This window comes from Mycobacterium appelbergii, from assembly GCF_032883035.1.
Classification (GTDB): Bacteria; Actinomycetota; Actinomycetes; order Mycobacteriales; family Mycobacteriaceae; genus Mycobacterium; species Mycobacterium appelbergii.
Map to the genome: position 1 here is coordinate 388,111 of NZ_JAMQTH010000003.1, position 25,128 is coordinate 413,238.

The window sequence follows — 25,128 nt, forward strand, 5'->3', positions numbered from 1 at the left end:
CCTAGTGCGATTCGTCGGTACTGATGCTCTCGGCGATCTCGGCAAGTCGCTCCAACTGAACGCAGTAATCCTCGGCTGAACGGGCGGCGACAGTGCAGGACACCGCGGTCGCCCCAGCGCGGGCAAGGTCGGTGAGCCGCTGCCGGGTGTCTGCCGCATCGGCGCCGGGATCGACGGCCCGACCGGTCGCGAGCACAATCTCGAATCCCGTTGGGAGTTCGGTGTTGTCGAGCATGTTGCGGATATCCGCCGGCCCGAGCCCGAACGGTATCCAGCCGTCGGCCAACCGCACTGCACGATCCAGCGATGCCATGGTCCGTCCGCCGACCCAGATGGGCACATGCGCCTGCACGGCATGCGGCTGCACGGTCATCCCCGAGTACGAGTAGAACGGCCCGGCATATTCCGGTTCGGCCTGCCCCAGCGAAGCCCGCAACGCTGCGATGGCATCGTCGGCACGCTGCGCTCGTTGTCGCCACGGCGCCTCGATGAGGTCGAATTCCTCGGTCAGCGAACCGATCCCGACCCCGAGGACGACCCGTCCCCCACTGATGCGGTCCAAGGTGCCGTACCGTTTCGCGATCTCCAACGGGTGGTGGTAAGCCAGCACGAGCACCGCGGTCGTCAGCCGGATGCGTTGTGTGCCCGCAGCGATAAAACCTAAGGTGGACAACGGGTCCCAGTACACTGCGCCCCGCCGCGGCGCCTCGGTGCTGGGCACTGCGACGTGCTCGGCACAGGTCAGGAAGTCGAGTCCGAGCCGGTCGGCGGTGCGGGCGATCTCGGCGAGATCCTCGTGCGTTCCGGTGGCTTCCCAGGGTGAGGCCACCCCTGGAATCTGCATGACGATAGGTGTCGACAATCCGATCCGCATGTTATGGCCTGCGCCCGATCAGCGAGAGGATCCTCTTGTGCGCTCCGAGGACCACCGCGGCCCGGTCCGGGGCGCTGTTGGCCGCGGCGGTCGCCGCGTTGCCGCCCGCGACATGCACGGGCCCGTCGGCAAGATGGGCGAGGCCTTCGGCGGCGACGTCGGCAGGCTCGTTGACGATCATGCCGGGCACATCGAAATTGAGGCCGGCCCGTTCCATCGCCGGGGTGCGGGTGACCGCCCATGGGCCGTACTTGCTCAGTTCGGTCATCGGCTACTCCTGTCGTTGAACGGCGCCCGCCGAGCATATTCACCCGCCGAGAGCGACCTCACCCGGCGCAGAACTCCATTACGATCCGGCCGTAAACCATTGGCAATCTGTCTGGACCTCGGGCGCCGTCGATGCGCAGTTGCGTTGAGGTCCTCAAACCGGCCGTCATTCAACGAATTGGAGTTGTCCGATGCCTGATCTGTCGCGGTTCGCCGACCGGAGGGTGTTGATCACCGGCGGTGGCTCCGGAATCGGCCAGGCCTGCGTGCTGCGGATCCTTGCCGAAGGCGGCCACGTGGTCGCCGCGGACATCAGCCCGGCCGGGCTCGCCGAGACTGTCGACAAAGCCGGAGAATCACGCACGCGACTGGCCACCGTGACCATGGACGTCGGCGACGAGGCGTCCGTGCGTGCCGGTGTCGCCGATGCAGTCTCAAAACTCGGTGGGCTCGACACCCTGGTGAACGCCGCGGGCATCCTGCGCTCGAGCCATCTGTCACAGACCGCGCTCGCGGATTTCGAACAGGTTTTGCGGATCAACCTGACGGGCACGTTCTTGGTCACCCGCGAGGCGATCGGCGCGCTGCATGAGGGCCGGGGACCCGCGGTGGTGAACTTCAGCTCGACCTCCGCGCACTTCGCGCACCCCTACATGGCGGCGTACGCAGCCTCCAAGGGCGGCGTCCTGGCGATGACACACGCCTGGGCGTCGGAGTTCGCCAAGGCCGGGATCCGGTTCAACTGCGTTCAACCGGGCTCGATTTCGTCGGGCATGACCGACGGCTCCGGTGCATCGCGCCAGAGTGTCGGGCCGGGTCTGCCCGAGGACGCCGACTACACCCTCTTCGGCAAGGTCGCCCCGATGCTGCCCTTGGACGGCGGCGCGATCTTCGCGGGCCCGGACGCCGTGGCGGGTGTGGTTGCGATGCTCGGCAGCCACGACGCGTATTTCATCACCGGCACCGAGGTCCGCATCGACGGCGGCTCCCACATGTAGGTCGAGAACAAGGGCAGGCGCTACCCCTTGGACAACGGCGGGAACATGCCATCGGCCCCTGGGACATAGCCGGTGGTGCTTGTCACAGCCGCCACCGGCAGCGGTCCGTAGAGGTGCGGGAACAACATCGCGGTCGGATCCGTTGGTAGACCAAGCTCCCAACGAAGCGGAGCCGACAACTTCGCCGGATCGATGTACAGCAACACCAGGTCCGTGCGGCCCGCGTAGAGCCGGTTGGCCGGCAGATGCACCTGCTCAGGTGCAGAAAGGTGAACGAACCCCTGCGTGCCCAGCGAATCAGGGCGATGCTCGCCGGATTCCTGAGCACGTTGCCATTCGGCTGCACTGCACATGTGGACCAGGACGGACGGCGACGATTGCATACCGCCAGCTTGCCCGTCGAGCAACACGGCCGCGAAGTGAGACACGACACACCGGTAAACCCCTAGGGAACAAGGCCGGAACCGAAAACGTCTGAGACAGTAGAGATACGCACAGCCGGCCAACTGCCGGTGGCGTGCAGAGGAGAAGACGGAGGAGCCATGAACGCAACTCTGACCAGCCCCGAGCTAACCAGAGCAGACCGTTGCGACCGTTGCGGAGCAGCCGCGCGGGTACGTGCGAAGTTGCCTTCGGGTGCCGAGCTGCTCTTCTGCCAACACCACGCCAACGAGCACGAGGCCAAACTCGTCGAGCTTGCTGCGGTGCTGGAAACCAGTCCGGTCGACGCATAACGCCTGCACAGACCGACCCGCCTGGGCACGAGCACGTTTCGTCAGTAATGCTGGTCTGGTCATGACTGGCCAGCCGCTCCCAGTACCACCGTCACGCCACCACATCCGGCACATCACTCGACGCACGTTGTCGAAAAGTTGGGACGACTCGATTTTCTCGGAGTCGGCTCAGGCCGCGTTCTGGTGCGCGCTGTCGTTGCCGCCATTGCTCTTGGGCATGCTGGGCAGCCTGGCCTATATCGCTCCACTGTTCGGGCCGGAGACATTGCCGACGATCCAGAGTCAGCTGATCAACGCGGCGAACAGTTTCTTCTCGCCGAACGTCGTCAACGAGATCATCGAACCGACCATTCGCGACATCGTGAAGGGTGCCCGCGGTGAGGTGGTCTCGTTGGGGTTCGTGATCTCGCTGTGGGCGGGGTCGTCGGCGGTGTCGGCCTTCGTGGATTCGACGGTGGAGGCACACGACCAGACCCTGTTGCGGCATCCGGTGCGTCAACGGTTCTTCGCGTTGGGCCTGTATGTGGTCATGCTGGTCTCGGTGATTGCCGCGGCCCCGTTCGTGGCACTCGGCCCGCGCACGATCGCCGAGAATATCCCGCAGAGCTGGGCCAACGTGCTGCATTACGGCTATTACCCGGCGCTGTTCCTCGCGGTGATCGCGGGGGTGACGGTGCTCTACCGGGTATCGCTGCCGAACCCGTTGCCATCGCACCGGTTGGTGCTCGGTTCCGTGTTGGCGACCGTGGTGTTTCTGGTTGCCACCATCGGGTTGCGGCTGTACCTGGGCTGGATCACCAGCACGGGCTACACGTACGGTGCCCTGGCGACGCCGATCGCGTTCCTGCTGTTCGCATTTTTCCTGGGCTTCGCGGTGATGCTCGGCGCCGAACTCAACGCGGCGATCCAGGAGGAATGGCCGGCTTCTGAGACCCACGCCCGGCGACTACGCGGCTGGATTGAAGAGAAAACCATCAATCAGAACGCGGCGGCGCCCAAGAGGACCGGCGCCGCCGACGAACCGACTACTTCTTGAGCGCCTCGTAGATCCGCTTGCAGTCGGGGCAGACCGGGGAGCCGGGTTTAGCGGACTTCGTCACCGGAAACACCTCGCCGCACAACGCCACCACGTGCGTTCCCATGACCGCGCTCTCGGCGATCTTGTCCTTCTTCACATAGTGGAAATACTTCGGAATATCGCTATCGGTGCCGTCGTCGACGCGTTCGTCGGTGTCGGTGCGCTCGATCGTCTGAGTCTGCATAACCACATTGTGCCCGCCGCCGATGTCAGAGGAAATCCAACTGCCGCGATGGGTCCGAGATGTGAAACAGTGGAGGTATGAAACAAAGCTCCGAGCTGAGTTTCGACGACGAGGGTCGCCCCGTTCTCATCACTCGGGCTGCCCCGGCATACGAGGAGCAGCACCGCCAGCGCGTCCGCAAGTATCTGACGCTGATGTCGATCCGCATCCCCGCGCTGATCCTGGCCGCCGTGGCTTACAACATCTGGGAAAACGGACTGATCTCGTTGGCGATCATCCTGGTGTCCGTACCGCTGCCGTGGATGGCCGTGCTGATCGCGAACGATCGTCCGCCCCGGCGCGCCGAAGAACCTCGGCGGTATCAGCGTCGCGGGGAACGGGTACCTCTGTTCCCGACCGCCGAACGTCCGGCCCTGCAGCGCAGCCCGGTGCCACCGCAACCGGACTCCGGCCGGCCCAGCGGCGACGTTCCCGGCTGAGCGGCTTCTGCCGGATTTCTCAGCACATTCTCAGGTCATCGCCGAAAAAACGCAGGTCAATCGGCATGAATCTGACGGCGAGTGGGAACTCTTAGGACGTCCGATGCGTTGTACATCGTGACAGTTCGAGCCGATCAGGAGGCCGTCATGGCAAATGCCACCACAAGCCGCGTTGACAGCGATCTGGACACCCAGAGTCCGGCAGCGGACCTCGTGCGCGTGTACTTGAATGGCATCGGCAAAACGGCACTGCTCAATGCCGCCGATGAGGTAGAGCTCGCAAAGCGCATCGAGGCGGGCCTTTACGCGCAGCATCTGTTAGCCACCAAGAAGCGACTGGGCGAAACCCGCAAACGCGATCTGGCGTCCGTGGTGCGCGACGGTGAGGCCGCCAGGCGGCACCTGCTGGAAGCCAACCTGCGCCTGGTGGTGTCGCTGGCGAAGCGCTACACCGGCCGCGGTATGCCACTGCTGGACCTCATCCAGGAGGGCAACCTGGGATTGATCCGGGCGATGGAGAAGTTCGACTACGCCAAGGGCTTCAAGTTCTCCACCTATGCCACCTGGTGGATCCGCCAGGCCATCACCCGCGGCATGGCCGACCAGAGCCGCACCATCCGCCTGCCCGTCCATCTGGTCGAGCAGGTCAACAAGCTGGCCCGCATCAAGCGGGAGATGCATCAGAATCTGGGCCGGGAAGCCACTGATGAGGAACTGGCCGAGGAGTCGGGCATCCCGGTGGAGAAGATCAACGATCTGCTGGAGCACAGCCGCGACCCGGTGAGCCTGGACATGCCGGTCGGCAGCGATGAGGAAGCCCCGCTGGGCGACTTCATCGAGGATTCCGAGGCCATGTCGGCGGAGAACGCCGTGATCTCGGAGCTGCTGCACACCGACATCCGGCATGTGCTGGCCACCCTCGACGAACGCGAGCAGCAGGTGATCCGGCTGCGGTTCGGCCTGGACGACGGCCAGCCGCGCACCCTCGATCAGATCGGCAAGCTGTTCGGGTTGTCCCGGGAACGGGTCCGCCAGATCGAGCGTGAGGTCATGGCCAAGCTCCGCAACGGCGACCGGGCAGATCGTCTCCGCTCGTACGCCAGCTGAGCTCCTCCGATGTGCCCGCCGGTGACGGCGGGCACATCGCTTTCTGCGTCGCGGCACCGCGCAAACGCCGTTGACTTCGCGCTTGACCGGCCCCCCGATGTTGTACCGCAGTTCAAGCCGCACAAACGGTAGACTGTGCAGTGACTTTGGGCTGGGGAAGGCGCGCATGAACGATCTTGTCGATACCACCGAGATGTACCTCCGGACGATCTACGACCTCGAGGAGGAGGGCGTGGTGCCGCTGCGGGCCCGCATTGCCGAGCGCCTGGATCAAAGTGGCCCCACGGTCAGTCAGACGGTGTCCCGGATGGAACGCGACGGCCTCCTGCATGTCGCGGGTGACCGGCACCTGGAGCTGACCGACAAAGGGCGCTCGCTGGCAGTCGCGGTGATGCGCAAGCACCGCCTCGCCGAGCGGCTGCTCGTCGACGTGATCGGCCTGCCCTGGGAAGACGTCCACGCCGAGGCGTGCCGCTGGGAACACGTGATGAGCGAAGAGGTCGAGCGGCGTCTCGTCCAGGTGCTCGACAATCCCACCACCTCGCCGTTCGGCAATCCGATTCCTGGCCTGTCCCAACTCGGCCTCGGCACACTGGGCTTCGGCGCCGACGAGGTCAGCCTGGTCCGGCTCACAGAGCTGCCGGTCGGGATGCCCGTCGCTGTGGTGGTCCGCCAACTCACCGAACACGTCCAGGGTGACACCGAACTGATCGGACGGCTCAAGGACGCCGGGGTGGTCCCCAACGCTCGTGTCACCGTTGAGGTCAATGACCACGGCGGTGTGATGATCCTGATTCCCGGCCACGAACAGGTCGAATTGCCACACCACATGGCACACGCGGTCAAGGTTGAGAAGGTTTAGCCCGGGACATTGCACGGCTAGGCGCCCGCTCGGCGCTGTCCCCCGCTGAACCCGCGCCTGGGCGGTAACTGGACTCCGATGCGTTCCGCCTGCCGGTAGCCACTGAGCCCCAGCTCGCGGATCTGTTCCGGCCGCATACCCGCCTGCAGGGCCCTGTCGAGCATGCCGGCCATCCGGTGGTCCGGAGCGCAGCGCAGGGCCGCATCCAGCGATACCCCGGCCAGCGGCCCGTCGCCACGGACATAGGCCGAGAACGCGAGCAGCACCAGTGCCTCCACTCGCCACGGCACGGGCAGTGTGCGGGCAAGCTCGGCCCACAGCGACTCGGCCGGCCCCGCGTCCTCCCCGACCGCCAGCGCGTACAACGTGTCGCGCACCTGCGGGTCGGTCAGCGCCACGGCCAGGCGCGCCTGGTGGTCATCCGAGGGACACTCACCGGCGGCCAACTGTGCCGCCGCCGTGATCGCGGCCTCGACGCCCTCGCGGCTCCGCGCATTCCCGGTTACCGCCGGCCGGGCGGGCAGGTCGGCGATCACGCGCTCGAGTCGGTCGGCACGGACAGGATCCGCCACGACGACCTGCTGCAGGTCGGCTCGCCGCCGATAGAGCCTGCGACCGTCCAGCACGGCCGCAGCGGCCAACGGCGAGGCCGACGGGTCCTCGATGATGCCGTGGTTGCCGCACCCGTCGGCGCAGTGCCAGCGCCCGCCGACCTCCACCCGGTCCACCACGTGAACGGCCAGTAATTCGATACGGTGGCCGGCCAGCCGGTCAGCCAGCACCGCCGCCAGTTCCAGGTGCTCCTCGCTGCACTGCCTGCAGGCCACGCCTTTCTCATCGACGATCACCGCGATCGCCGAATGCGGGGCCGCAGCGGCGGCCACGTCGGCCAGGTGGTCGATGCCCTCCGTCCGCGCGAGATCGAGATCGACCCGCATCACGCATCCCATCTGTCCCGCATCGAACGTCAACAGAACCAGGGAATCTTCGGGGACGAATCCGAGGACCGCGGGTATGGCCGCAATGAGCGCGCCCGGCCGGTCGAGGTGGAAATCAGGGAGTTCCGGTGAAGGTGTCATGGGCCAGACGGTGGCAGCAGGCACTGTCGCCGATCACCCGTCGAACCGCGGAAACGCGGGTGACCGCAACCGGCTGTGGATGAAATCCAGACTGTGGATAACGCTGATCAGCGAATGTTCACGCGCAATTCGGCGTCGTCGGCATGCGCGACATCGGCAACCGGCGTAGACACTGACCCATGGGTTCCATGCAGGAGTACGACCTCGTCGTCATCGGTTCGGGGCCCGGCGGCCAGCGGGCCGCCATCGCCGCCGCCAAGCTGGGCAAATCGGTCGCGGTCGTCGAACGCGGGATGATGCTGGGCGGGGTCTGCGTCAACACCGGCACCATCCCCTCGAAGACCTTGCGCGAGGCCGTCGTCTACCTCACCGGGATGAGCCAGCGCGAACTGTATGGCAGCAGCTACCGGGTCAAGGAGAAGATCACCCCCGCCGACCTGATGTCGCGCACCCAGCACGTGATCGGCAAGGAGATCGACGTCGTGCGGTCACAGCTGATGCGCAACCGCATCGAGCTCTACACCGGCCACGGCAGGTTCATCGACGAGCACACCATCGTCGTCGACGACCCCAACCGTGCCGAACGCATCACGGTCCGGGGCCGCTACATCGTGCTCGCCACCGGCACCAAACCGGCACGCCCGCCCGGAGTCGAGTTCGACGAGGAACGCGTGCTGGACTCCGACGGCATCCTCGATCTCAAAGTGCTGCCCACCTCGATGGTGGTGGTGGGCGCCGGAGTCATCGGGATCGAATACGCGTCGATGTTCGCTGCGCTCGGCACCAAGGTGACCGTGGTCGAGAAGCGCGACAGCATGCTGGACTTCTGCGACCCCGAGATCGTCGAGGCGCTGCGCTTCCACCTGCGCGACCTGGCGGTGACGTTCCGGTTCGGCGAAGAAGTGACCGCCGTCGACGTCGGTTCGGCCGGCACGGTGACCACCCTGGCCAGCGGCAAGCAGATCCCCGCCGAAACGGTCATGTACTCGGCCGGCCGCCAGGGCCAGACCGATCACCTGGAACTGGGCAATGCCGGCCTGGAAGCCGACAACCGGGGTCGCATATTCGTCGACGACAACTTCTGCACGAAGGTCGACCACATCTACGCCGTCGGCGACGTCATCGGATTCCCGGCGCTGGCCGCGACCTCGATGGAGCAGGGCCGGCTCGCGGCTTATCACGCGTTCGGCGAGCCCACCAAAGGCATGATGGACCTGCAACCGATCGGGATCTACTCGATCCCCGAGGCGTCCTACGTCGGGGCCACCGAGGTCGATCTGACCAAGGACTCGATCCCCTACGAGGTCGGGGTGTCGCGGTACCGAGAGCTGGCCCGCGGGCAGATCGCAGGCGACTCCTACGGCATGCTCAAGCTGCTGGTGTCCACCGAGGACCTGAAGCTGCTGGGCGTACACATCTTCGGCACCAATGCCACCGAGATGGTGCACATCGGCCAGGCCGTGATGGGTTGCGGCGGCACCGTCGAATACCTGGTCGACGCGGTGTTCAACTATCCGACTTTCTCGGAGGCGTACAAGGTCGCGGCATTGGACGTGATGAACAAACTGCGGGCGCTGAGCCAGTTCCGCGCTTAGCAGTCGGTCGCGAACGCCGCCGGTGCCGCGTCCCCGTCACCGCCGGCCTCCGCACGCGCCAACAGCCGGCCGACCGAATCGTCGAACACCGGTGAATACGAGACGTCGTCGTCACATCCGCCGCCATCGGGACCACCGACCAACCCGGTCACCGTGGCCCCGATCACCCACGGTGCACCGCTGAAACCGTCGGTGAGCCCGGCGCACTGCAGCGACGGAAACCCTTCCGGCGACAACCCGGTCACCCCCCGGCAGCCCAGCGCGCCGCCGCCGACACCCATCGGATAACCGGTCACGCTCACCGCGCTGCCCGCCGCGGGTGCAGAGCCGAGTGACAGGCCTTCGCCTGTCTCGGACTGGACCAAACCCCGTCCATCGCGGCTGACCCGGGCGATCGCGAAATCAGCGTGGGGGTCCTGCTCGGCGATCCAGCGCGAATCCAGGTAGACCGTACCCACCTGCCAGACGTCGTCCGCCCCTTCCTGAAAACCGGGGATGAATGCGGTGTCGACGCCGTCGGCAAGGCAGTGCGCCGCCGTCAGGATCAGATCGCCGCCGGGGGTGTCGAGGACGGCGGCGCTGCACGTGTGCAGTGAGTCCGCACCCACTCCCCCCAGAAACAGCGCCCCCACCCTCGGGTCGGGTGTGACAGCCACGGCGACGGCGTCGGCCTGCACCTGGTTTTCGGGCTCGGCGGCAGCCGAGGTGGCCGGACGTGTTTGGGCGCCCGCCGCCCGCTGGTGTGCAGCGGGGGCACATGAGCCGACGACGACAGTGACCGCGACGGCGACCATCGCGCTCAGCACCGCACACCGGTCGGGCCGCATACCCATCAATCTTGCCTGATATTCGTGAGTGAACCGGAATGTCAGCCCGGACCCCTACGTTCCACGGGGCAGGGCGAACGAGCGCCGCCGGAATGCGCGACACTAGATGGCATGGGTACGACGGTGCCGGCACAGCCGGCGACTTCAGTGCCATGGCGAGGAGGCAGGACGAATGGACGATAGCGGCGACAATTCCGAGCAGCATTACCAGCCCGACCAGAGCGGTATGTACGAACTCGAGTTTCCGGCACCGCAGTTGTCCACCTCCGATGGACGCGGCCCGGTGCTGATCCACGCGCTGGAGGGCTTCTCCGACGCGGGCCACGCGATCCGGCTCGCCGCCGAACACCTCAAGAACACGCTGGACACCGAGTTGGTGGCGTCGTTCGCCATCGACGAACTCCTGGACTACCGGTCGCGGCGGCCGCTGATGACGTTCAAGACCGATCATTTCACCGGCTACGAAGATCCCGAGCTCAATCTCTATGCGCTCCACGACAGTGTCGGGACACCGTTTCTTCTGCTCGCCGGCCTGGAGCCGGACCTGCGTTGGGAACGGTTCATCACCGCGGTTCGGCTGTTGGCCGAACAACTCGGCGTTCGCCGGGTGATCGGCCTCGGCACCATCCCGATGGCCGTTCCGCACACCCGACCGACCACCCTGACCGCACATGCCAACGACAAGGAACTGATCGCCGAGCACACCCCATGGGTCAGTGAGGTGCAGGTTCCGGCCAGCGTGTCCAACCTGCTGGAGTTCCGGATGGCGCAGCACGGTCACGAGGTCGTGGGCTACACCGTCCACGTTCCGCACTATCTTGCTCAGACTGCATACCCGCCTGCCGCCGAGGCGCTGCTGGCCGAGGTCGCCAGAACCGGTTCGCTCCAGCTACCGCTGGGCGCACTGTCGGAGGCCGGAGCGGAGGTGTACGGCAAAATCAACGAGCAGGTGGAAGCCAGCACCGAAGTCGCTCAGGTGGTGGCCGCGCTGGAGCGCCAGTACGATGCATTCGTTGCTGCACAGGAGAATCGGTCACTGTTGGCGCGCGACGAGGAATTGCCCAGTGGTGACGAGCTCGGCGCCGAGTTCGAGCGTTTCCTTGCCCAGCAGAGCGGTGAGAAGTTCAAGGACCAGGGGTACAAAGAGGGCCATCCGGACGGGTTCGGCGACGGTTTCACCGACGGCGGTTTTCCCGACGATCAGGACCACCCGTAGCGCAGCACGACACCGATAGCGAGATTGGGACCATGACGGAACGCAAAACCAATCTGCGCCCTGTGCACGAACGCACCCCGACAGTGGAGTTCCGCACCATCCACGGCTACCGGCGGGCCTTCCGCATCGCCGGATCCGGTCCGGTCATCCTGTTGATCCACGGCATCGGTGACAACTCGACGACCTGGAACACCGTCCAGACCAAGCTCGCGCAACGATTCACCGTGATCGCCCCGGATCTGCTCGGCCACGGTAGATCCGATAAGCCGCGCGCGGACTACTCGGTCGCGGCGTACGCCAACGGCATGCGCGACCTGCTCAGCGTGCTCGGCGTCGACCGGGTGACGGTGGTCGGCCATTCGCTCGGCGGCGGGGTCGCGATGCAATTCGCTTACCAGTTCCCACAGTTGGTGGAGCGGTTGATTCTGGTCGGTGCCGGCGGCGTCACCAAGGACGTCAATTTCGCGCTGCGGATCGCCTCGCTGCCCATGGGCAGTGAGGCGTTGGCGCTGCTCCGACTGCCGCTGGTGCTACCCACGGTGCAACTCGCCGGCCGCGTCGCAGGCGCGCTGTTCGGCTCGACCGGCCCCGGCCGGGACATCCCGAACATGCTGCGCATCCTGGCCGATCTGCCCGAACCGACCGCATCGTCGGCGTTTGCCAGGACGTTGCGCGCGGTGGTGGATCGCCGCGGCCAGGTGGTCACCATGCTGGACCGCTGTTACTTGACTGAATCCGTTCCCGTGCAGTTGATCTGGGGAGAATCCGATTCGGTGATCCCGGTCAGCCACGCACATATGGCGCACGCGGCAATGCCCGGTTCCCAGCTGGAGATCTTCGAGGGATCCGGGCATTTTCCGTTCCACGACGACCCTGACCGCTTCGTTGCGGTGGTCGGGCAGTTCATCGACACCACCGAGCCTGCGGTCTACGACCAGGATCTGCTGCGCAGCCTGCTGCGCGTCGGAATCAGCGAGTCCGGCATCTCGGGACCACCCGATACGCAGGTCGCGGTGCGGGATGCGATGGGCGCCGACGAACGCAGTGCGACCTGAGCTGTCGGCGCTCTTGCTACCGCATGCGCGCCCCACGCGATCGGGCCGAAGGCACCACGTAGCATCGGCGTATGGCCATCGACGTGACCGTGCTGCGCGTTTTCAGCGACCCCGACGGCAAGTTCGGTAACCCTCTCGGTGTGATCGACAACAACAGTGTCGACCCCGCCGATCGGCAGCGCATCGCCGCCGAATTGGGTTACAGCGAAACGATATTCATCGACCTTCCGGAACCGGGCGCCAACTCGGCGCGGGCCCGCATCTTCACGCCCGCCGCCGAGTTGCCGTTTGCCGGCCATCCAACCGTCGGGGCGTCGTGGTGGCTGCGCGAGAACGGGCTTCCGGTCAAGACGCTGCAGGTGCCCGCCGGAATCGTGCAGGTCTCCTACGACGGTGATCTCACGGCGGTGAGCGCCCGCTCAGAATGGGCACCCGAGCTGGCCATCCACCGGCTGGACTCCCCCGAAGAAGTGCTGACCGCAGATTTGGACGACTATTCCGATGACGTCGAAAACTATCTTTGGGCGTGGGTCGACAAAGACGGCGGAGTTTTACGGTCCCGGGTGTTCGCCGCGCATATCGGTATCCCCGAGGACGAGGCGACCGGCTCGGCAGCGGTGCGGATGACCGACTACCTCAGCAGTGACCTGACCATCATCCAGGGCAAGGGGTCGGTGATCTACACGCGCTGGAGTCCTGAAGGATGGGTACGCGTCGCCGGCCGGGTCGTCAGCGACGGCGTCGCGCAGCTCGACTGACGTCGGCTAGCCGCGGTGCGCCCGCAGGGCCTCAATTTCTCTTTCGAAATCCTCTGCAGACGAGAACGACCGGTACACCGACGCGAAGCGGAGATACGCCACTTCGTCGAGCTCGCGCAGCGGACCCAGAATCGCCAACCCGACCTCGTGCGAGGGAACTTCGGGTGATCCCAGGCCGCGCACTGCGTCCTCGACCTTCTGGGCCAGCAGGTTGAGCGCGTCGTCGTCGACCTGTCTGCCCTGACATGAGCGACGCACGCCCCGCACCACCTTCTCGCGGCTGAACGGTTCGGTCACCCCGCTACGTTTGACCACGGCCAGCACGGCCGTCTCCACGGTGGTGAACCGGCGGCCACACTCCGGGCAGGATCGGCGGCGTCGGATGGCCTGACCCTCGTCGGTTTCCCTGGAGTCCACGACCCGCGAATCGGGATGGCGGCAGAACGGACAGTGCATCACCGCTCCTTCGTCACGCCGCCAGACAATTAGTTCGAGCGCCCTTGAGCGTACTCGCGGGACCCCAGCAAAAGTCACCGCCGGGTCCAGTGGGGCGTACCGGGCGGCAACGCCGGCCACTGACGTTGGCCGCCAGCACGTTTCACTGCCCATGACTCAGGTCAGCCGACGGGTGCGATCAGCGTCTGACCGGCGTCAACCGCCGCAGACTCGAGCTGGTTCAGGTCACGGATCTGCTCGACCACCTGCGCGACCGGGGCATCGGGCGCCACCCGCCGAGCTACATGCTGCAGCGTCTCCCCGGACTGCACCTGGACCACTGCCAACTCGGTGGGCACCGGCTCGGGCTGCCCCATGACCCCGCCGAACTGCGCCACCAAGCCCAGCCACACCGTGATGCCGGCAGCCACCAGCGCCAGCAGCACCGTGGTGGCCGGGGTGATCGGAGGACGGCGATGAGAGGCGCGCGACATCAGTACGCCGGTACCGCGGTGCTGCAGTGCGGCGCCGGCGGGCCGGACCGGCCCTGGCCTGCGGGTCGGACGCCCACGGACCGGGCGACGGACCGGCCGGCGGTCCTGATCGGGAAGGACCCGCACACCGGAAAAACGGCTATCGACTCGGGTATCGAGGAGGACCATCTGACTGCCTTTCGTTCTGGCGTGTTCGCTCTTGTGTTCGAATATAGTCGCTCAAGTGTTCGATTGATAGAACGTGTGATCGAACTGTTGCCAAACGCTAGACCCGGCCACCGACAAGTTCTCGGTCCCGGCTCGGCGACCCGGGTAGCCACGACACGCCTCGAACACATGTTTGATTAATGCGCGGCCGACGATTACATTCAGCGCATGAGCGACGACAGCAGCGACACCACGGCCGCGACCGACAGCGCTGGCACTGGCGCTGGACGACGACGCACACAGGACAACGGCCTCACCGAGCGTCAGCGGACGATTCTCGATGTCATCCGTGCGTCGGTGACCAGTCGCGGATACCCGCCGAGCATCCGGGAGATCGGTGACGCGGTCGGGCTGACCTCGACGTCTTCGGTCGCCCACCAGTTGCGCACCCTGGAGCGCAAAGGCTATCTACGCCGCGACGCCAACCGGCCGCGTGCGGTCGATGTGCGCCCGTCCGACGAACCGGCCGCCACACCGCTGGTCACCACCGATGTGGCCGGGTCCGATGCACTGCCGGAGCCCACATTCGTTCCGGTACTGGGGCGGATCGCCGCCGGTGGGCCCATCCTGGCCGAGGAGGCCGTCGAAGACGTCTTCCCGCTTCCCCGCGAACTCGTCGGGGAGGGCTCGCTGTTTCTGCTCAAGGTGGTCGGTGACTCGATGGTCGACGCGGCCATCTGCGACGGCGACTGGGTGGTGGTGCGTCAACAGAATGTGGCCGACAACGGCGACATCGTCGCGGCGATGATCGACGGCGAAGCGACCGTGAAGACGTTCAAGCGGACCAAGGGCCAGGTCTGGCTCATGCCGCACAACCCGGCCTACGACCCCATTCCCGGAAACGACGCGGCGGTGCTGGGCAAGATCGTCACGGTCATTCGGAAGATCTGAGGCCGCGGGCCGACCACGGCCTCAGATCTTGACACTCAGTCAGCCCGGACGAAGCCATTCGTCCGGGCGAACTCCTCACTGGCGAACCAGATCTCAGCGACCGCGTCGTCATACTCGGCGCTGTCGGGTGACCAGTACTGCCCCGACTTCGTATCCGCCTTGATCGGGTATCCCTCAGGCGCCCGATGCGGATCCTCCAGCGGCAGGTGAATCGCGGTGGCACTGGGTACCGGCTCGTCGAATTCGATCGCAGCATGGCGGCCACTGTGGGTTTCGGTGTCCGTCTCATACCGGGGCAGTGCCTCGATACGGGTCGGTGCGGTATCGACGTTGTCGGGATCGTCGAAGTCGGCCGCGGCGAACCCGAGGCCCTGTTGCGGAGTCTCGAGCTCGGCCTCGACCTCGTCATCGTCGTCAAGGTCGGCCTCGACGTCGACCTGGTCCGGCGCATCGAGATAGTCCGCGTCGTCAATCTGATCGTCGTCGAACTCATCGTCGAATTCGGTGGCGAACTCGGCATCGGACCGCCCCCGCGCGCTGGACAATTCACCCGCTTCTTCGTCGTCGTCCTCGGGATCATGGGTAGCCATACCGGCACCGGCCGGGGACGCCCACTGGCTGACCGGCATCGCGATGTCAGTGGGACCGTCGAAGGGGGACGCTCCCTGCGTCTGGTGATAACTGTCGGTGAAACGGGACGTGGCCGCGTCGCCGCTCTCGTAGTCGGCGGCGGGCTGATACGGGTCCGGGCTGTCAATGCCAGACCTCTCGGTGTACTGCCCCTCGTCGTAGGGGCGGTCTTCTTGATGCCCCTGGTCATAGCGGCCCTCGTCGTAACCGCCGTATTGATCGTCGTCGAACGGGTCATGGTCGAACTCGTCGTCGTCCCGGCCACGGCGGCGGTGCCACAGCGCGGCGCCGACGATGAGCCCCGCGAGCAGCAGCACCGGGATCAACGCGAGCAGCCACCACCAGTTCCAGTGCCACGAGAAGGGCTTTGTGTCATCGGTATCCGCCGCCTGGGGCCCACCAGGCGCCGGCGGCTGATCCAGTCCGGGGACCTGCAACCCGGCCAGCTCCGAGGAGAGGTTCGACGGCTCGGTGGTGAAGGTGTTGTCCGAACGGTCCCAGGAGATTGCTCCCCCGCTGAACCGCTGGGTGATGACAGTGCCGTCTTCGGTCTGATCGGCCATCGGCGCGCCGAGCTCCCCCTGCGCCCCGCCCAACTTGTCCCACGCCGCATTCATGGCACCGCGGACGATCACCGCACCGTAGTCGGGTGTCAGGAAGATGACCGGCTTGTCGGCGGCGGCGAAGGTGGCCACCCTGCTGTTCTGACCGAATCCGCCGTCGGTTTCACCGCTGATCGGGAATCCCAGGTCGCCCTCCGGACCGCCGACACTTTCGTACTTGTCCAGCAGCTGGCCGGTGATGGCGTTGGCGCCGGTGTCGGGGGTGTAGAAAACCTTGCCGCGGGCATAGTTCTGGCCGATGCCGCCCGTGTTGCCGATCGGGTATTGATCGCCGTCCTTGGCACCCAGCGGACCCATGTCGCCACCGGCGGCGCGGCTGGCCGCAGCGATCGCCGAGGCCGGATCGTCGGGAACCGCCAGGCCGGCGAGCTGATCGGCCAATTCCGGCGGCACCGTGGTGAAAGCCTTGGTCTTGCGATTCCAGGACACCTCGCCACCGGTGAACTTCTGCGAGATGGCGTCGCCGCGATAGGCCTCGTCCTCGGACGGCACGCCCAGGACACCGGAGGATCCACCGAGCTTGTCCCAGGCGGCGTTGATGGCGCCGCGCACCACCCTGGCGCCGGTTGCCGGGGTCCAGAAAATGACCGGGTTGTCGGGTCCGCTCAGGGTCGAGTTGCGACTGTCGGGCGCCAGCCCGGCACCCTCGTCGATGGTGGGAAATCCGAGATCGCCCTCCGGACCGCCCTGGGCCTCGTACTTCTCCAGGATCGCGCCCTGCATGTAGTGGGCGCCCGTGGCCGCAGTGAAGAACATCTTGCCGCCGGCGAAGTCCTGGACGAATCCCGGACCCGCGGCATAGACATCTCCTTGGCGCGGGCCCAGCGGACCGCCGTCACCGCCACTGGCATCCCAGGCGGCGGTCACCGCGGCATCGGCATCCGATTCCGGAGTCGCTGCGGCCACCGGCGCCAGCAAGCCGGTCACCGCTACCGCAAGCAGGCCGACCGTCATCCGCCGAACGACTGTGTTCAGCCTCGCTCCCGGCCTCGTCATGCACCCTCCCCAGGTGTTCGGCAAAGTTCCACGGGAAATCTCCCGCCCGACAACTCTGCGTCAGCAGGCAACGATAACCAAGGCACATCGCCGATCATGAGCGAAAAACCCCCGAAATTGGCTCCTGGAAGCACCAAAACAGGGTGTTGCGGCGGCTAGACGCCCAGGCTGCGACCGATGATTTCCTTCATGATCTCGGTGGTGCCGCCGTAAATCGTCTGCACTCGCGCGTCCAGATAGGCCCGCGCGATCGGGTACTCGCGCATGTAGCCGTAGCCGCCGTGCAGCTGCAGACACCGGTCGATCAGGTCCACCTGCTTCTCGGTGGAATACCACTTCGCCATGGCCGCCTGCTCCACCGTGAGCTCTTCGGTGAGGTGCAACCGGATGAACTCGTCGACCATCATCCGCACCACCGTGGCCTCCGTGGCCAACTCCGCCAACACGAACCGGCTGTTCTGGAAACTGCCGATCGGCTTGCCGAACGCTCTGCGCTCCTTCGTGTACTGCAAGGTCTGCTCCAGCACCGTCTCCATCGCCGCGGCGGCCATGATGGCGATCGAGATGCGTTCTTGTGGCAGGTTCTGCATCAGGTAGACGAAGCCCTGGCCTTCTTCGCCGAGCAGATTCTCGGCGGGCACGTGCACGTCGGTGAACGACAGTTCGGCGGTGTCCTGGGCTTCCAGCCCGATCTTGTCCAGGTGACGGCCGCGTTCGAAACCGTCCATGCCGCGTTCCACCACGACCAGCGAGAACCCGAGCGCACCTTTGTCGGGATCCGTCTGGGCCACCACGATCACCAGGTCGGCGTGGATGCCGTTGGTGATGAACGTCTTCGATCCATTGAGGATGTAGTGGTCACCGTCGCGGACCGCGCGGGTCTTGATGCCCTGCAGATCACTGCCGGTGCCGGGCTCGGTCATCGCGATCGCCGTGATCAGTTCGCCGGTGCAGAACTTCGGCAGCCAGCGCTGCTTCTGTTCCTCGGTGGCCAGGCGCAGCAGGTAGGGCGCGACGACGTCGTTGTGCAAGCTGAAACCGAGGCCGCTGTACCGCCCGGCGACGGTCTCCTCGCAGACGATGGTGTTGTAACGGAAGTCGGGGTTTCCGCCACCGCCGTACTCCTCCGGCACCGCCATGCCCAGAAAGCCCTGCTTACCGGCCTCCAGCCAGATGCCGCGGTCGACGATCTTGTCCTTTTCCCACTGATCGTGGTGCGGTGCGACATGACGCTCCAGAAATGCCCGGTAGGACTCGCGGAACAATTCGTGCTCGGGCTCGAACAGTGTGCGTGCGTACTTCACGGCACCGCCCATGGTGTGACCTCCGGTACTGGATTGTGGATTCGGGGGCCAACTTATACCAACCGGGCGGTTGGTCGTACCGGAGGTACGCGGGCGAACTGGAGCACCGGAGGTACGCGGGGCAGGGCCGTAAACTGCCGCTATGCCTCAGTCCCCCGCGAGCCTCGCGCACTGGGGTGCCTTCACCGCCGATGTCACCCACGGTGAGATCGCCGCCGTCACACCGCTGACCGGCGACGTCGATCCTTCCCCCCTGTTGGGCAATCTGCCCGGCTCGATCCGGCACCGCTCGCGCGTCGCCACTCCGGCGGTGCGGCGTGGTTGGTTGCGCGACGGGCCGGGACCGAGCCGCATGCGCGGGGCCGACGAGTTCGTCGCGGTGTCCTGGGATGAACTCACCGATCTGTTGGCCGGCGAGCTGAAGCGCGTCGTCGACACCTACGGCAACGAGGCCATCTACGGCGGTTCGTACGGCTGGGCCAGCGCAGGCAGGTTTCACCATGCCCAGAGCCAGGTGCACCGCTTCCTGAAACTTCTTGGCGGGTACACGTCTTCGCGTCATTCCTACAGCCTGGGCGCCACGGGCGTGATCATGCCGCGGGTGGTCGGCACGCACGACGATCTGTTCAAGCGGTCCACCGACTGGGAGGTGATCGTCGAGCACACGGACCTGCTGGTGTGTTTCGGCGGGCTGGCGTTGAAGAACACCGGCACCAATCATGGTGGCACCACTGCACATCCGACACGTGATGCGCTGCGCCGGTTCCGGGATCGCGGCGGGCGGATCGTCTCTTTCAGCCCGCTGCGCGACGATGTCGACGGCGAGTGCGAGTGGCATGCGCCGAGACCCGGTACCGACGTGGCGGTCATGCTCGCGCTGGCCTATGTGCTGGCCACCGAAGGTCTCGCCGATCGCGGCTTCCTGGACCGCTACTGCACCGGTTACGAGCGCTTCGAGCGGTACCTGCTCGGCACGGATGACGGAGTTGCGAAATCCCCGGAGTGGGCGGCACGCATCAGCGGGTTGGCCGCCGACGACCTCGTCTCGTTGGCCCGCCGGATGACGACGGCCCGCACCATCGTCACCGTCAGTTGGTCGCTGCAGCGCATCCGCCACGGCGAACAAGCGCCGTGGATGGGACTGACGCTGGCCGCGATGCTCGGCCAGATCGGTGTGCCCGGTGGCGGTTTCGGCCACGGGTACGGATCGATGAACGAGCCCGGCCTGCCGCCGCTGCGGTGCGGACTGCCCACGCTGCCCCAGGGACCCAACCCTGTCCAGACGTTCATTCCGGTGGCCGCGATCACCGACATGCTGCTGCACCCGGGCGAGCCGTTCGACTTCAACGGCATGAAGCTGACCTATCCCGACATCAGGTGCGTGTACTGGGCGGGCGGGAACCCGTTTCACCACCACCAGAACCTGCCCCGGCTGCGCCGTGCGCTGGCCCGGGTGGACACGGTCGTCGTCCACGATCCGTACTGGACCGCGATGGCCAAGCACGCCGACATCGTGGTGCCGTCGACCACCGCCTACGAACGCGAGGATTTCTCCGGATCCCGCAACGACCCGCTGCTGGTCGCCATGCGCGCACTGACCGAATCGTATGAGAGTTCGGCCGACGACTACACCACTTTCGCCGCCGTTGCTGACCGGCTCGGCTTCGGCGACCAGTTCACCGAGGGCCGCACCGCCCGCCAGTGGTTGGTCCACATGTACGAGAAGTGGTCTGCCGGGCTCGATTTCGCGGTTCCGACGTTCGACGAATTCTGGGCGGCCGGTCAGCTGCGGCTGCCGACCGAGCCAGGGCTGACGCTGCTCGGCGACTTCCGCGCCGACCCGCAGAACCACCGCCTGGCGACGCCGAGCGGACGCATCGAGATCTTCTCCGAGACCATCGCCGGCTTCGGCTACACCGACTGCGCCGGGCATCCCACCTGGTATGAGCCCGCGGAATGGCTCGGCGGGTCCCGCGCATCGCAGTACCCGCTGCACCTGCTGGCCAATCAGCCCGCCACGCGGTTGCACAGCCAACTGGACGGCGGCGCGACCAGTATGAAGTCGAAAGTGCATGGGCGTGAACCGATCCGGATGCACTCCCGGGACGCAGCGGCGCGCGGCCTGGCCGACGGCGACGTGGTGCGGGTGTTCAACGACCGCGGGGCCTGCCTGGCCGGTGTCGTGGTCGATGATCGACTGCGGCCCGAGGTGGTGCAGCTCTCGACCGGGGCGTGGTTCGACCCGGCCGATCCTGCCGACCCCGACTCGATGTGCGTACACGGCAATCCGAACGTGCTGACCGACGACGTCGGCACCTCATCACTGGCGCGCGGCTGCACCGGAGCACACGTCCTGGTGCAGATCGAGAAGTTCGATCAACCCCTGCCACCGATACGTGCCCATGAACCGCCGGTGATCCGCACTCACTAGCGCGGACGCACACCCACAGCAACGAGTTCGGCCGTTTGCCCGATGGGCGCCGCCGCGCAGTGTAAAGATGCCTTTGCGCTGACGGCCGCGTCAGCAGAAGGAGATACAGCCGATGCGCTTCTCGCCTCGTTCTGCAGCCCGGTCGGTCCTGGTAGCCGCGGTCGCGGTGTCCGGCTCGATTGCCATCAGCATGTCGCCGACCTTCACCGCCGCGGTCGGCCTGGTGGTGGCGACGACGCCGTTGATCGTGCCGGGCACCGGAACACCGATACCCCAGGACGACGAGAACTACATGGAAAACGCCGTGGCCTACTACGTCGCGCCGGGCGGGACCTGCGGCACCGACGGTTGCACGAATCCGGTTGCGGTGCCGTACATCGCACAGTTCTGGCCGTTCCCGTTCCCCGGCTGGGGCGGCCTTGACGGCGCGAAGTGGAACGTCTCGGTACAGAGCGGCGTCACCCGGCTGACCGGCGAACTCGTGGGTACGAACAATCCCTCTGCGGACCATCCCGTCATCGTGTTCGGCTATTCGCAGGGCGCAACGGTGTCCAGCATCGTCAAACGCAACCTGGCCGATCTGCCCGACGAGCAGAAGCAGTACCTGTCGTTCGTGTTGATCGGCAACCCGAACCGGCCGAACGGCGGGCTGTTCGAGCGGCTGGCCATCCTGGGCACCGTGCCGATCCTGGATGCCACGTTCGGCCAGCCGACACCCACCGACACCGACATCGACACCGTCGACATCGCACTGCAGTACGACGGTGTCTCCGATGCCCCGTCGTGGGTGCTCAACCCGTTGGCGCTGGCCAACGCGCTCGCCGGGTTCGAGTACGTCCACGGCACCTACCTGGCTCCCGACGACGGTGAACCGGTCACCTCGACGCCGTACGGCTACACCCCCGAACAGGTGAAGGCCGCAGTCGAGCAAGCCACGGAGAGCTGCACGGCGGCCACGCACTGCCAGGTGCACGGCGACACCACCTACGTCACGCTACCGGCGAAGTACCTGCCGATCATGCAGCCGCTGTTGGACCTCGGCGCGGCCACCGGTACGTCGGCTCTGGTGATACCGGTCGTCGACCTGGTCTCGCCGCTGACCCAGACACTGATCGAAACCGGTTACGACCGTGCTGATTACGGGACACCGACCCCGTTCCGGTTGATCCCGAAAATCAACCCCGTCAAACTGGCGAGCGACCTGATCAACGACATTCCGGAGGGCATCAAGGCTGCGCGCGAACCGGGGCTGGCGCCGCTGCCCGGCTGGACCGATCCGACGGAGTCCGCCGATACCGCGCCGGAGCCCGACGTCGAGGACCTGACCACCAAGACGCTGGCTGCGCCCAGTAATACGAAAGCGCTCGCCGTCAAACCCGATCGCAAGCCACTGATCCGGCTGAGCCCGATCGCCAAGCCGAAGACCGGCCTGACGCTGCCAGGTGGTGACGACGACACCGACGCCCCGCAGCGGCCGTCGTTGCAAAAGGCGTTGGGCATCAAGAACCATCCGGTCCGTGACTTCGCCAAATCGGTCGGCACCTCGGTGCGCAAGGTGTTGAGGCAGGACCGTGACGACGCCAAGTCCAAGGAATCCGCACCTGCGGCCTGACCGCGAGCAGACGCTGAGGTCCCCGACACGCCGGGCGCGCGGGGACCTCAGCGTCTGTTCGCGGGCTCAGAAGGTGGCAAATTCGCGCAAGTTGGCGGCCAGCGGCGCCGGTACCCGCGCTTTGATCCGGGTGCCGTCGGCGGTGTGCTCGGTGGCATCCACCCGTCCCTCGGTGTGCACCCGCGCGACGAGGTCGCCGCGGTCGTAGGGAATCGTCACGTCGACCGTGGCGTCGGTGGGGGGTACCAACTCGCTCATCCGCGTACGCAACCGGTCGAGGCCGTCCCCGGTGCGCGCCGACACGAACACCGCGTCCGGCAGCGCGCGTCGCAACTGAGCCAGTCCGAGGTCCGTCGCCGCATCGATCTTGTTGACGACCAACAGTTCCGGCGGCGACGGCACATCGTATTCGGCGACCACGTCGTTGACGACCTGTCGCACCGCGTTGATCTGAGCGAGCGGGTTGACGTCGGAGCCGTCCACCACGTGCACCAGCAGGTCGGCGTCGACGACCTCCTCCAGTGTGGACCGGAACGCCTCCACCAACTGGGTGGGCAGGTGCCGGACGAATCCCACCGTGTCGGTCAACACGAACGGCCTGCCATCGTCGAATTCGCCGCGGCGCGTGGTGGGTTCGAGGGTGGCGAACAGCGCGTTCTCCACCAGGACGCCTGCCCCGGTCAACGCGTTGAGGAGACTGGACTTACCGGCGTTGGTGTAGCCGACGATGGCCACCGATGCGACATCGGCGGACAGCCGGCGGTTGCGCTGGGTGTCGCGAATCTTCTTCATATCGCGGATCTCACGGCGCAGCTTGGCCATCCGCTCGCGGATCCGGCGACGATCGGTCTCGATCTTGGTCTCGCCAGGCCCGCGGGTTCCCACACCGCCGCCCTCGCCGCCGGCCCGGCCACCGGCCTGCCGCGACATCGACTCACCCCAGCCGCGCAGCCGGGGCAGCATGTACTCCATCTGCGCCAGCGACACCTGCGCCTTGCCTTCCCGGCTGGTGGCGTGCTGGGCGAAGATGTCCAGGATCAGCGCGGTGCGGTCGATGACCTTGACCTTGACCACTTTCTCCAGCGAGTTCAGCTGGGCCGGTGACAACTCACCGTCACAGATCACGGTGTCCGCACCGGTAGCCGTGACCACCTCACGCAACTCGGCGGCCTTACCCGAACCGATGTAGGTCGACGGGTCGGGCTTGTCGCGGCGCTGGATCAGGCCCTCGAGCACCTCGGAGCCCGCGGTCTCGGCCAGCGCTGCCAGCTCGGCCAGGCTCGCGTCGGCATCAGCGGCGCTGCCTTCGGTCCACACCCCCGCCAGCACCACGCGTTCCAGTCGCAGCTGGCGGTACTCGACCTCGGAGACGTCGGCCAATTCGGTGGAGAGTCCGGCGACGCGGCGCAGGGAGGCGCGGTCTTCAAGGGCCAACTCGCCCGTGCTGGGGGTGGCGGGATTCTCTGAATACGTCATGTCTGCTTCCAGGTTGGCACGTATGTCAGTGGTCGCGCACCCCAATTACGCGTGCGCAGTGTTCCACCACTGTTCGGACAGCTCGCCGCGCGCCACCAGGACCGACGGTCCGCGCAGGTAACTGGTGGATTCGGTGATCGTCACGGTCACCTCACCGCCCGGGATGCGCACCTGCAGGGCGCCGGTGTCCGCGCCCTGATGTTTCAGGGCGGCCACCGCCGCGGCGACGGTGCCCGTGCCGCAGGACCGGGTCTCGCCGACGCCGCGTTCATGCACGCGCATCGACACCGCGCCGTTGGCCGGTGCAGTCAGAATCTCGATGTTCACCCCATCGGGGAACTGCGTCGGATCGAACGAGACAGGCGCACCGACGTCCAGGGTCTCCAGTTCCTCGCCGGTCACTGCGACACAGGCCAGGTGCGGGTTGCCGACGTCGACCGCCAGCCCGGTGAAACTGCGGCCGCCGACCACAGCAGACCCGGTACCGAACTGGTTGGCCTTGCCCATCTCCACAGTCACGTCCGCGGTGGCGGCGTCGGCCCGATTGAGCACCACCGGCCGGGGGCCGGCCAGCGAGCCGACCGTGAACTCGTCGGCCGATTCCAGTCCGGATGCCCGCAGATAGTGTGCGAAGACCCGCACCCCGTTGCCGCACATCTGCGCGATCGAACCGTCGGCGTTGCGGTAATCCATGTACCAGTCCCCCGCCGCGACGCCGTCGGGCAGCCGGTCGAACACACCTGCGTCCCGCGCGGCACCGGCCGTCGTCACCCGCAGGACGCCGTCGGCGCCCAGTCCCCGGCGGCGGTCGCACAGCGCGGCCACCGTGGCAGGCGCCAGCACCAACCGGGCATCCAGGTCGGGCAGCACCACGAAGGCGTTCTCGGTGCCGTGCCCTTTGGCAAAGATCACCTGC

24 protein-coding genes and 1 pseudogene are annotated in these 25,128 nt (G+C 66.4%); 13 read left to right on the forward strand and 12 right to left on the reverse strand.

Going from position 1 to position 25,128, the window contains the following annotated elements:
• Position 1: 1 nt before the first annotated feature.
• Together M1247_RS09150 and M1247_RS09155 are read right to left on the reverse strand one after the other, a co-directional pair.
• A complete protein-coding gene (locus M1247_RS09150) occupies positions 2-874 on the reverse strand; it encodes a TIGR03619 family F420-dependent LLM class oxidoreductase (protein WP_317155960.1) in 873 nt (290 codons plus the stop codon).
• A 1-nt stretch (position 875) separates the two neighbouring features.
• Positions 876-1,109 (reverse strand): annotated as a pseudogene (locus tag M1247_RS09155) (SDR family NAD(P)-dependent oxidoreductase); the annotation flags it as partial.
• Positions 1,110-1,332: 223 nt separating this feature from the next.
• Here M1247_RS09155 and M1247_RS09160 point away from each other — a divergent pair.
• Entirely contained in the window at positions 1,333-2,139 is an 807-nt protein-coding gene (locus M1247_RS09160; protein WP_317155961.1) for an SDR family NAD(P)-dependent oxidoreductase, read from the forward strand.
• 20 nt (positions 2,140-2,159) lie between these two features.
• Here M1247_RS09160 and M1247_RS09165 read toward each other — a convergent pair whose 3' ends face one another.
• Positions 2,160-2,522: a DUF952 domain-containing protein gene (locus M1247_RS09165; RefSeq protein ID WP_317155962.1), complete on the reverse strand. Its 363-nt coding sequence runs from the start codon at positions 2,520-2,522 to the stop codon at positions 2,160-2,162.
• 159 nt (positions 2,523-2,681) lie between these two features.
• Here M1247_RS09165 and M1247_RS09170 point away from each other — a divergent pair, with 159 nt between their 5' ends.
• Positions 2,682-2,873, forward strand: a complete 192-nt coding sequence (locus M1247_RS09170; protein WP_217157451.1) for a DUF7455 domain-containing protein — start codon at positions 2,682-2,684, stop codon at positions 2,871-2,873.
• Between the two features lie 61 nt (positions 2,874-2,934).
• Entirely contained in the window at positions 2,935-3,909 is a 975-nt protein-coding gene (locus tag M1247_RS09175; protein ID WP_317155963.1) for a YihY/virulence factor BrkB family protein, read from the forward strand.
• On the opposite strand, the gene M1247_RS09180 is transcribed toward M1247_RS09175, so the two are convergent.
• The gene (locus tag M1247_RS09180) at positions 3,899-4,135 is read right to left on the reverse strand and encodes a DUF3039 domain-containing protein (RefSeq protein ID WP_317155964.1); all 237 of its coding nucleotides are present in this window, start codon (positions 4,133-4,135) and stop codon (positions 3,899-3,901) included. The genes M1247_RS09175 and M1247_RS09180 overlap by 11 nt on opposite strands.
• 77 nt (positions 4,136-4,212) lie before the next feature.
• Between M1247_RS09180 and M1247_RS09185 the strand changes: the two genes are divergently transcribed.
• The 3 genes from M1247_RS09185 (at position 4,213) to M1247_RS09195 (ending at position 6,583) form a co-directional block, all read left to right on the forward strand.
• Complete coding sequence (locus M1247_RS09185; protein ID WP_317155965.1) at positions 4,213-4,614, forward strand: DUF3099 domain-containing protein; 402 nt, start codon at positions 4,213-4,215, stop codon at positions 4,612-4,614.
• A gap of 117 nt (positions 4,615-4,731) precedes the next feature.
• Positions 4,732-5,721, forward strand: a complete 990-nt coding sequence (locus M1247_RS09190) for a sigma-70 family RNA polymerase sigma factor (protein ID WP_317155966.1) — start codon at positions 4,732-4,734, stop codon at positions 5,719-5,721.
• A gap of 166 nt (positions 5,722-5,887) precedes the next feature.
• Positions 5,888-6,583 (forward strand): iron-dependent transcriptional repressor DtxR, encoded by a 696-nt coding sequence (locus M1247_RS09195; RefSeq protein ID WP_317155967.1) that lies wholly within the window; start codon positions 5,888-5,890, stop codon positions 6,581-6,583.
• 17 nt (positions 6,584-6,600) lie between these two features.
• Here M1247_RS09195 and M1247_RS09200 read toward each other — a convergent pair whose 3' ends face one another.
• Positions 6,601-7,662, reverse strand: coding sequence for a DUF4192 domain-containing protein (locus M1247_RS09200; protein WP_317155968.1), 1,062 nt, complete (start codon positions 7,660-7,662; stop codon positions 6,601-6,603).
• 188 nt (positions 7,663-7,850) lie between these two features.
• Here M1247_RS09200 and sthA point away from each other — a divergent pair, with 188 nt between their 5' ends.
• Positions 7,851-9,257, forward strand: a complete 1,407-nt coding sequence (sthA, locus tag M1247_RS09205; protein ID WP_317156182.1) for a Si-specific NAD(P)(+) transhydrogenase — start codon at positions 7,851-7,853, stop codon at positions 9,255-9,257.
• Here sthA and M1247_RS09210 read toward each other — a convergent pair.
• Complete coding sequence (locus M1247_RS09210; protein WP_317155969.1) at positions 9,254-10,084, reverse strand: trypsin-like serine peptidase; 831 nt, start codon at positions 10,082-10,084, stop codon at positions 9,254-9,256. The two genes, sthA and M1247_RS09210, sit on opposite strands and share 4 nt — an antisense overlap.
• A 172-nt stretch (positions 10,085-10,256) precedes the next feature.
• Between M1247_RS09210 and M1247_RS09215 the strand changes: the two genes are divergently transcribed.
• From M1247_RS09215 to M1247_RS09225, 3 genes are all read left to right on the forward strand, one after another.
• A complete protein-coding gene (locus M1247_RS09215; protein ID WP_317155970.1) occupies positions 10,257-11,300 on the forward strand; it encodes a proteasome assembly chaperone family protein in 1,044 nt (347 codons plus the stop codon).
• A gap of 32 nt (positions 11,301-11,332) precedes the next feature.
• Positions 11,333-12,355, forward strand: a complete 1,023-nt coding sequence (locus M1247_RS09220) for an alpha/beta fold hydrolase (protein WP_317155971.1) — start codon at positions 11,333-11,335, stop codon at positions 12,353-12,355.
• 71 nt (positions 12,356-12,426) lie between these two features.
• Entirely contained in the window at positions 12,427-13,113 is a 687-nt protein-coding gene (locus M1247_RS09225) for a PhzF family protein (protein WP_317155972.1), read from the forward strand.
• Positions 13,114-13,119: 6 nt separating this feature from the next.
• Here M1247_RS09225 and nrdR read toward each other — a convergent pair whose 3' ends face one another.
• Both nrdR and M1247_RS09235 read right to left on the reverse strand, forming a co-directional pair.
• Positions 13,120-13,569, reverse strand: coding sequence for a transcriptional regulator NrdR (gene nrdR / locus M1247_RS09230; protein ID WP_317155973.1), 450 nt, complete (start codon positions 13,567-13,569; stop codon positions 13,120-13,122).
• A gap of 161 nt (positions 13,570-13,730) precedes the next feature.
• Positions 13,731-14,210: a LysM peptidoglycan-binding domain-containing protein gene (locus M1247_RS09235; RefSeq protein ID WP_410506842.1), complete on the reverse strand. Its 480-nt coding sequence runs from the start codon at positions 14,208-14,210 to the stop codon at positions 13,731-13,733.
• 207 nt (positions 14,211-14,417) lie between these two features.
• On the opposite strand from M1247_RS09235, the gene lexA reads away from it, so the two are divergent.
• Positions 14,418-15,140: a transcriptional repressor LexA gene (gene lexA / locus M1247_RS09240; RefSeq protein WP_317155974.1), complete on the forward strand. Its 723-nt coding sequence runs from the start codon at positions 14,418-14,420 to the stop codon at positions 15,138-15,140.
• Positions 15,141-15,175: 35 nt separating this feature from the next.
• On the opposite strand, the gene M1247_RS09245 is transcribed toward lexA, so the two are convergent.
• Positions 15,176-17,389: an LGFP repeat-containing protein gene (locus tag M1247_RS09245; protein WP_317155975.1), complete on the reverse strand. Its 2,214-nt coding sequence runs from the start codon at positions 17,387-17,389 to the stop codon at positions 15,176-15,178.
• Positions 17,390-17,544: 155 nt separating this feature from the next.
• Entirely contained in the window at positions 17,545-18,705 is a 1,161-nt protein-coding gene (locus M1247_RS09250; protein ID WP_317155976.1) for an acyl-CoA dehydrogenase family protein, read from the reverse strand.
• A 130-nt stretch (positions 18,706-18,835) separates the two neighbouring features.
• Here M1247_RS09250 and M1247_RS09255 point away from each other — a divergent pair, with 130 nt between their 5' ends.
• Positions 18,836-21,124, forward strand: a complete 2,289-nt coding sequence (locus M1247_RS09255; RefSeq protein ID WP_317155977.1) for a molybdopterin-dependent oxidoreductase — start codon at positions 18,836-18,838, stop codon at positions 21,122-21,124.
• A 112-nt stretch (positions 21,125-21,236) separates the two neighbouring features.
• Entirely contained in the window at positions 21,237-22,736 is a 1,500-nt protein-coding gene (locus tag M1247_RS09260) for a PE-PPE domain-containing protein (RefSeq protein ID WP_317155978.1), read from the forward strand.
• Between the two features lie 66 nt (positions 22,737-22,802).
• Here the strand turns inward: M1247_RS09260 and hflX are convergent, their stop codons facing one another.
• The gene (hflX, locus tag M1247_RS09265) at positions 22,803-24,212 is read right to left on the reverse strand and encodes a GTPase HflX (protein ID WP_317155979.1); all 1,410 of its coding nucleotides are present in this window, start codon (positions 24,210-24,212) and stop codon (positions 22,803-22,805) included.
• A gap of 45 nt (positions 24,213-24,257) precedes the next feature.
• The gene (gene dapF / locus M1247_RS09270) at positions 24,258-25,124 is read right to left on the reverse strand and encodes a diaminopimelate epimerase (protein ID WP_317155980.1); all 867 of its coding nucleotides are present in this window, start codon (positions 25,122-25,124) and stop codon (positions 24,258-24,260) included.
• Positions 25,125-25,128 lie beyond the last annotated feature (4 nt).

Bases quoted from the DNA above. Each gene is read 5' to 3' on its own strand.
- M1247_RS09150 (WP_317155960.1), bottom strand. From the start codon at position 874: ATGCGGATCGGATTGTCGACACCTATCGTCATGCAGATTCCAGGGGTG.
- M1247_RS09160 (WP_317155961.1), top strand. From the start codon at position 1,333: ATGCCTGATCTGTCGCGGTTCGCCGACCGGAGGGTGTTGATCACCGGC.
- M1247_RS09165 (WP_317155962.1), bottom strand. From the start codon at position 2,522: ATGCAATCGTCGCCGTCCGTCCTGGTCCACATGTGCAGTGCAGCCGAA.
- M1247_RS09170 (WP_217157451.1), top strand. From the start codon at position 2,682: ATGAACGCAACTCTGACCAGCCCCGAGCTAACCAGAGCAGACCGTTGC.
- M1247_RS09175 (WP_317155963.1), top strand. From the start codon at position 2,935: ATGACTGGCCAGCCGCTCCCAGTACCACCGTCACGCCACCACATCCGG.
- M1247_RS09180 (WP_317155964.1), bottom strand. From the start codon at position 4,135: ATGCAGACTCAGACGATCGAGCGCACCGACACCGACGAACGCGTCGAC.
- M1247_RS09185 (WP_317155965.1), top strand. From the start codon at position 4,213: ATGAAACAAAGCTCCGAGCTGAGTTTCGACGACGAGGGTCGCCCCGTT.
- M1247_RS09195 (WP_317155967.1), top strand. From the start codon at position 5,888: ATGAACGATCTTGTCGATACCACCGAGATGTACCTCCGGACGATCTAC.
- M1247_RS09200 (WP_317155968.1), bottom strand. From the start codon at position 7,662: ATGACACCTTCACCGGAACTCCCTGATTTCCACCTCGACCGGCCGGGC.
- sthA (WP_317156182.1), top strand. From the start codon at position 7,851: ATGCAGGAGTACGACCTCGTCGTCATCGGTTCGGGGCCCGGCGGCCAG.
- M1247_RS09210 (WP_317155969.1), bottom strand. From the start codon at position 10,084: ATGCGGCCCGACCGGTGTGCGGTGCTGAGCGCGATGGTCGCCGTCGCG.
- M1247_RS09215 (WP_317155970.1), top strand. From the start codon at position 10,257: ATGGACGATAGCGGCGACAATTCCGAGCAGCATTACCAGCCCGACCAG.
- M1247_RS09220 (WP_317155971.1), top strand. From the start codon at position 11,333: ATGACGGAACGCAAAACCAATCTGCGCCCTGTGCACGAACGCACCCCG.
- M1247_RS09225 (WP_317155972.1), top strand. From the start codon at position 12,427: ATGGCCATCGACGTGACCGTGCTGCGCGTTTTCAGCGACCCCGACGGC.
- nrdR (WP_317155973.1), bottom strand. From the start codon at position 13,569: ATGCACTGTCCGTTCTGCCGCCATCCCGATTCGCGGGTCGTGGACTCC.
- M1247_RS09235 (WP_410506842.1), bottom strand. From the start codon at position 14,210: ATGGTCCTCCTCGATACCCGAGTCGATAGCCGTTTTTCCGGTGTGCGG.
- lexA (WP_317155974.1), top strand. From the start codon at position 14,418: ATGAGCGACGACAGCAGCGACACCACGGCCGCGACCGACAGCGCTGGC.
- M1247_RS09245 (WP_317155975.1), bottom strand. From the start codon at position 17,389: ATGACGAGGCCGGGAGCGAGGCTGAACACAGTCGTTCGGCGGATGACG.
- M1247_RS09250 (WP_317155976.1), bottom strand. From the start codon at position 18,705: ATGGGCGGTGCCGTGAAGTACGCACGCACACTGTTCGAGCCCGAGCAC.
- M1247_RS09255 (WP_317155977.1), top strand. From the start codon at position 18,836: ATGCCTCAGTCCCCCGCGAGCCTCGCGCACTGGGGTGCCTTCACCGCC.
- M1247_RS09260 (WP_317155978.1), top strand. From the start codon at position 21,237: ATGCGCTTCTCGCCTCGTTCTGCAGCCCGGTCGGTCCTGGTAGCCGCG.
- hflX (WP_317155979.1), bottom strand. From the start codon at position 24,212: ATGACGTATTCAGAGAATCCCGCCACCCCCAGCACGGGCGAGTTGGCC.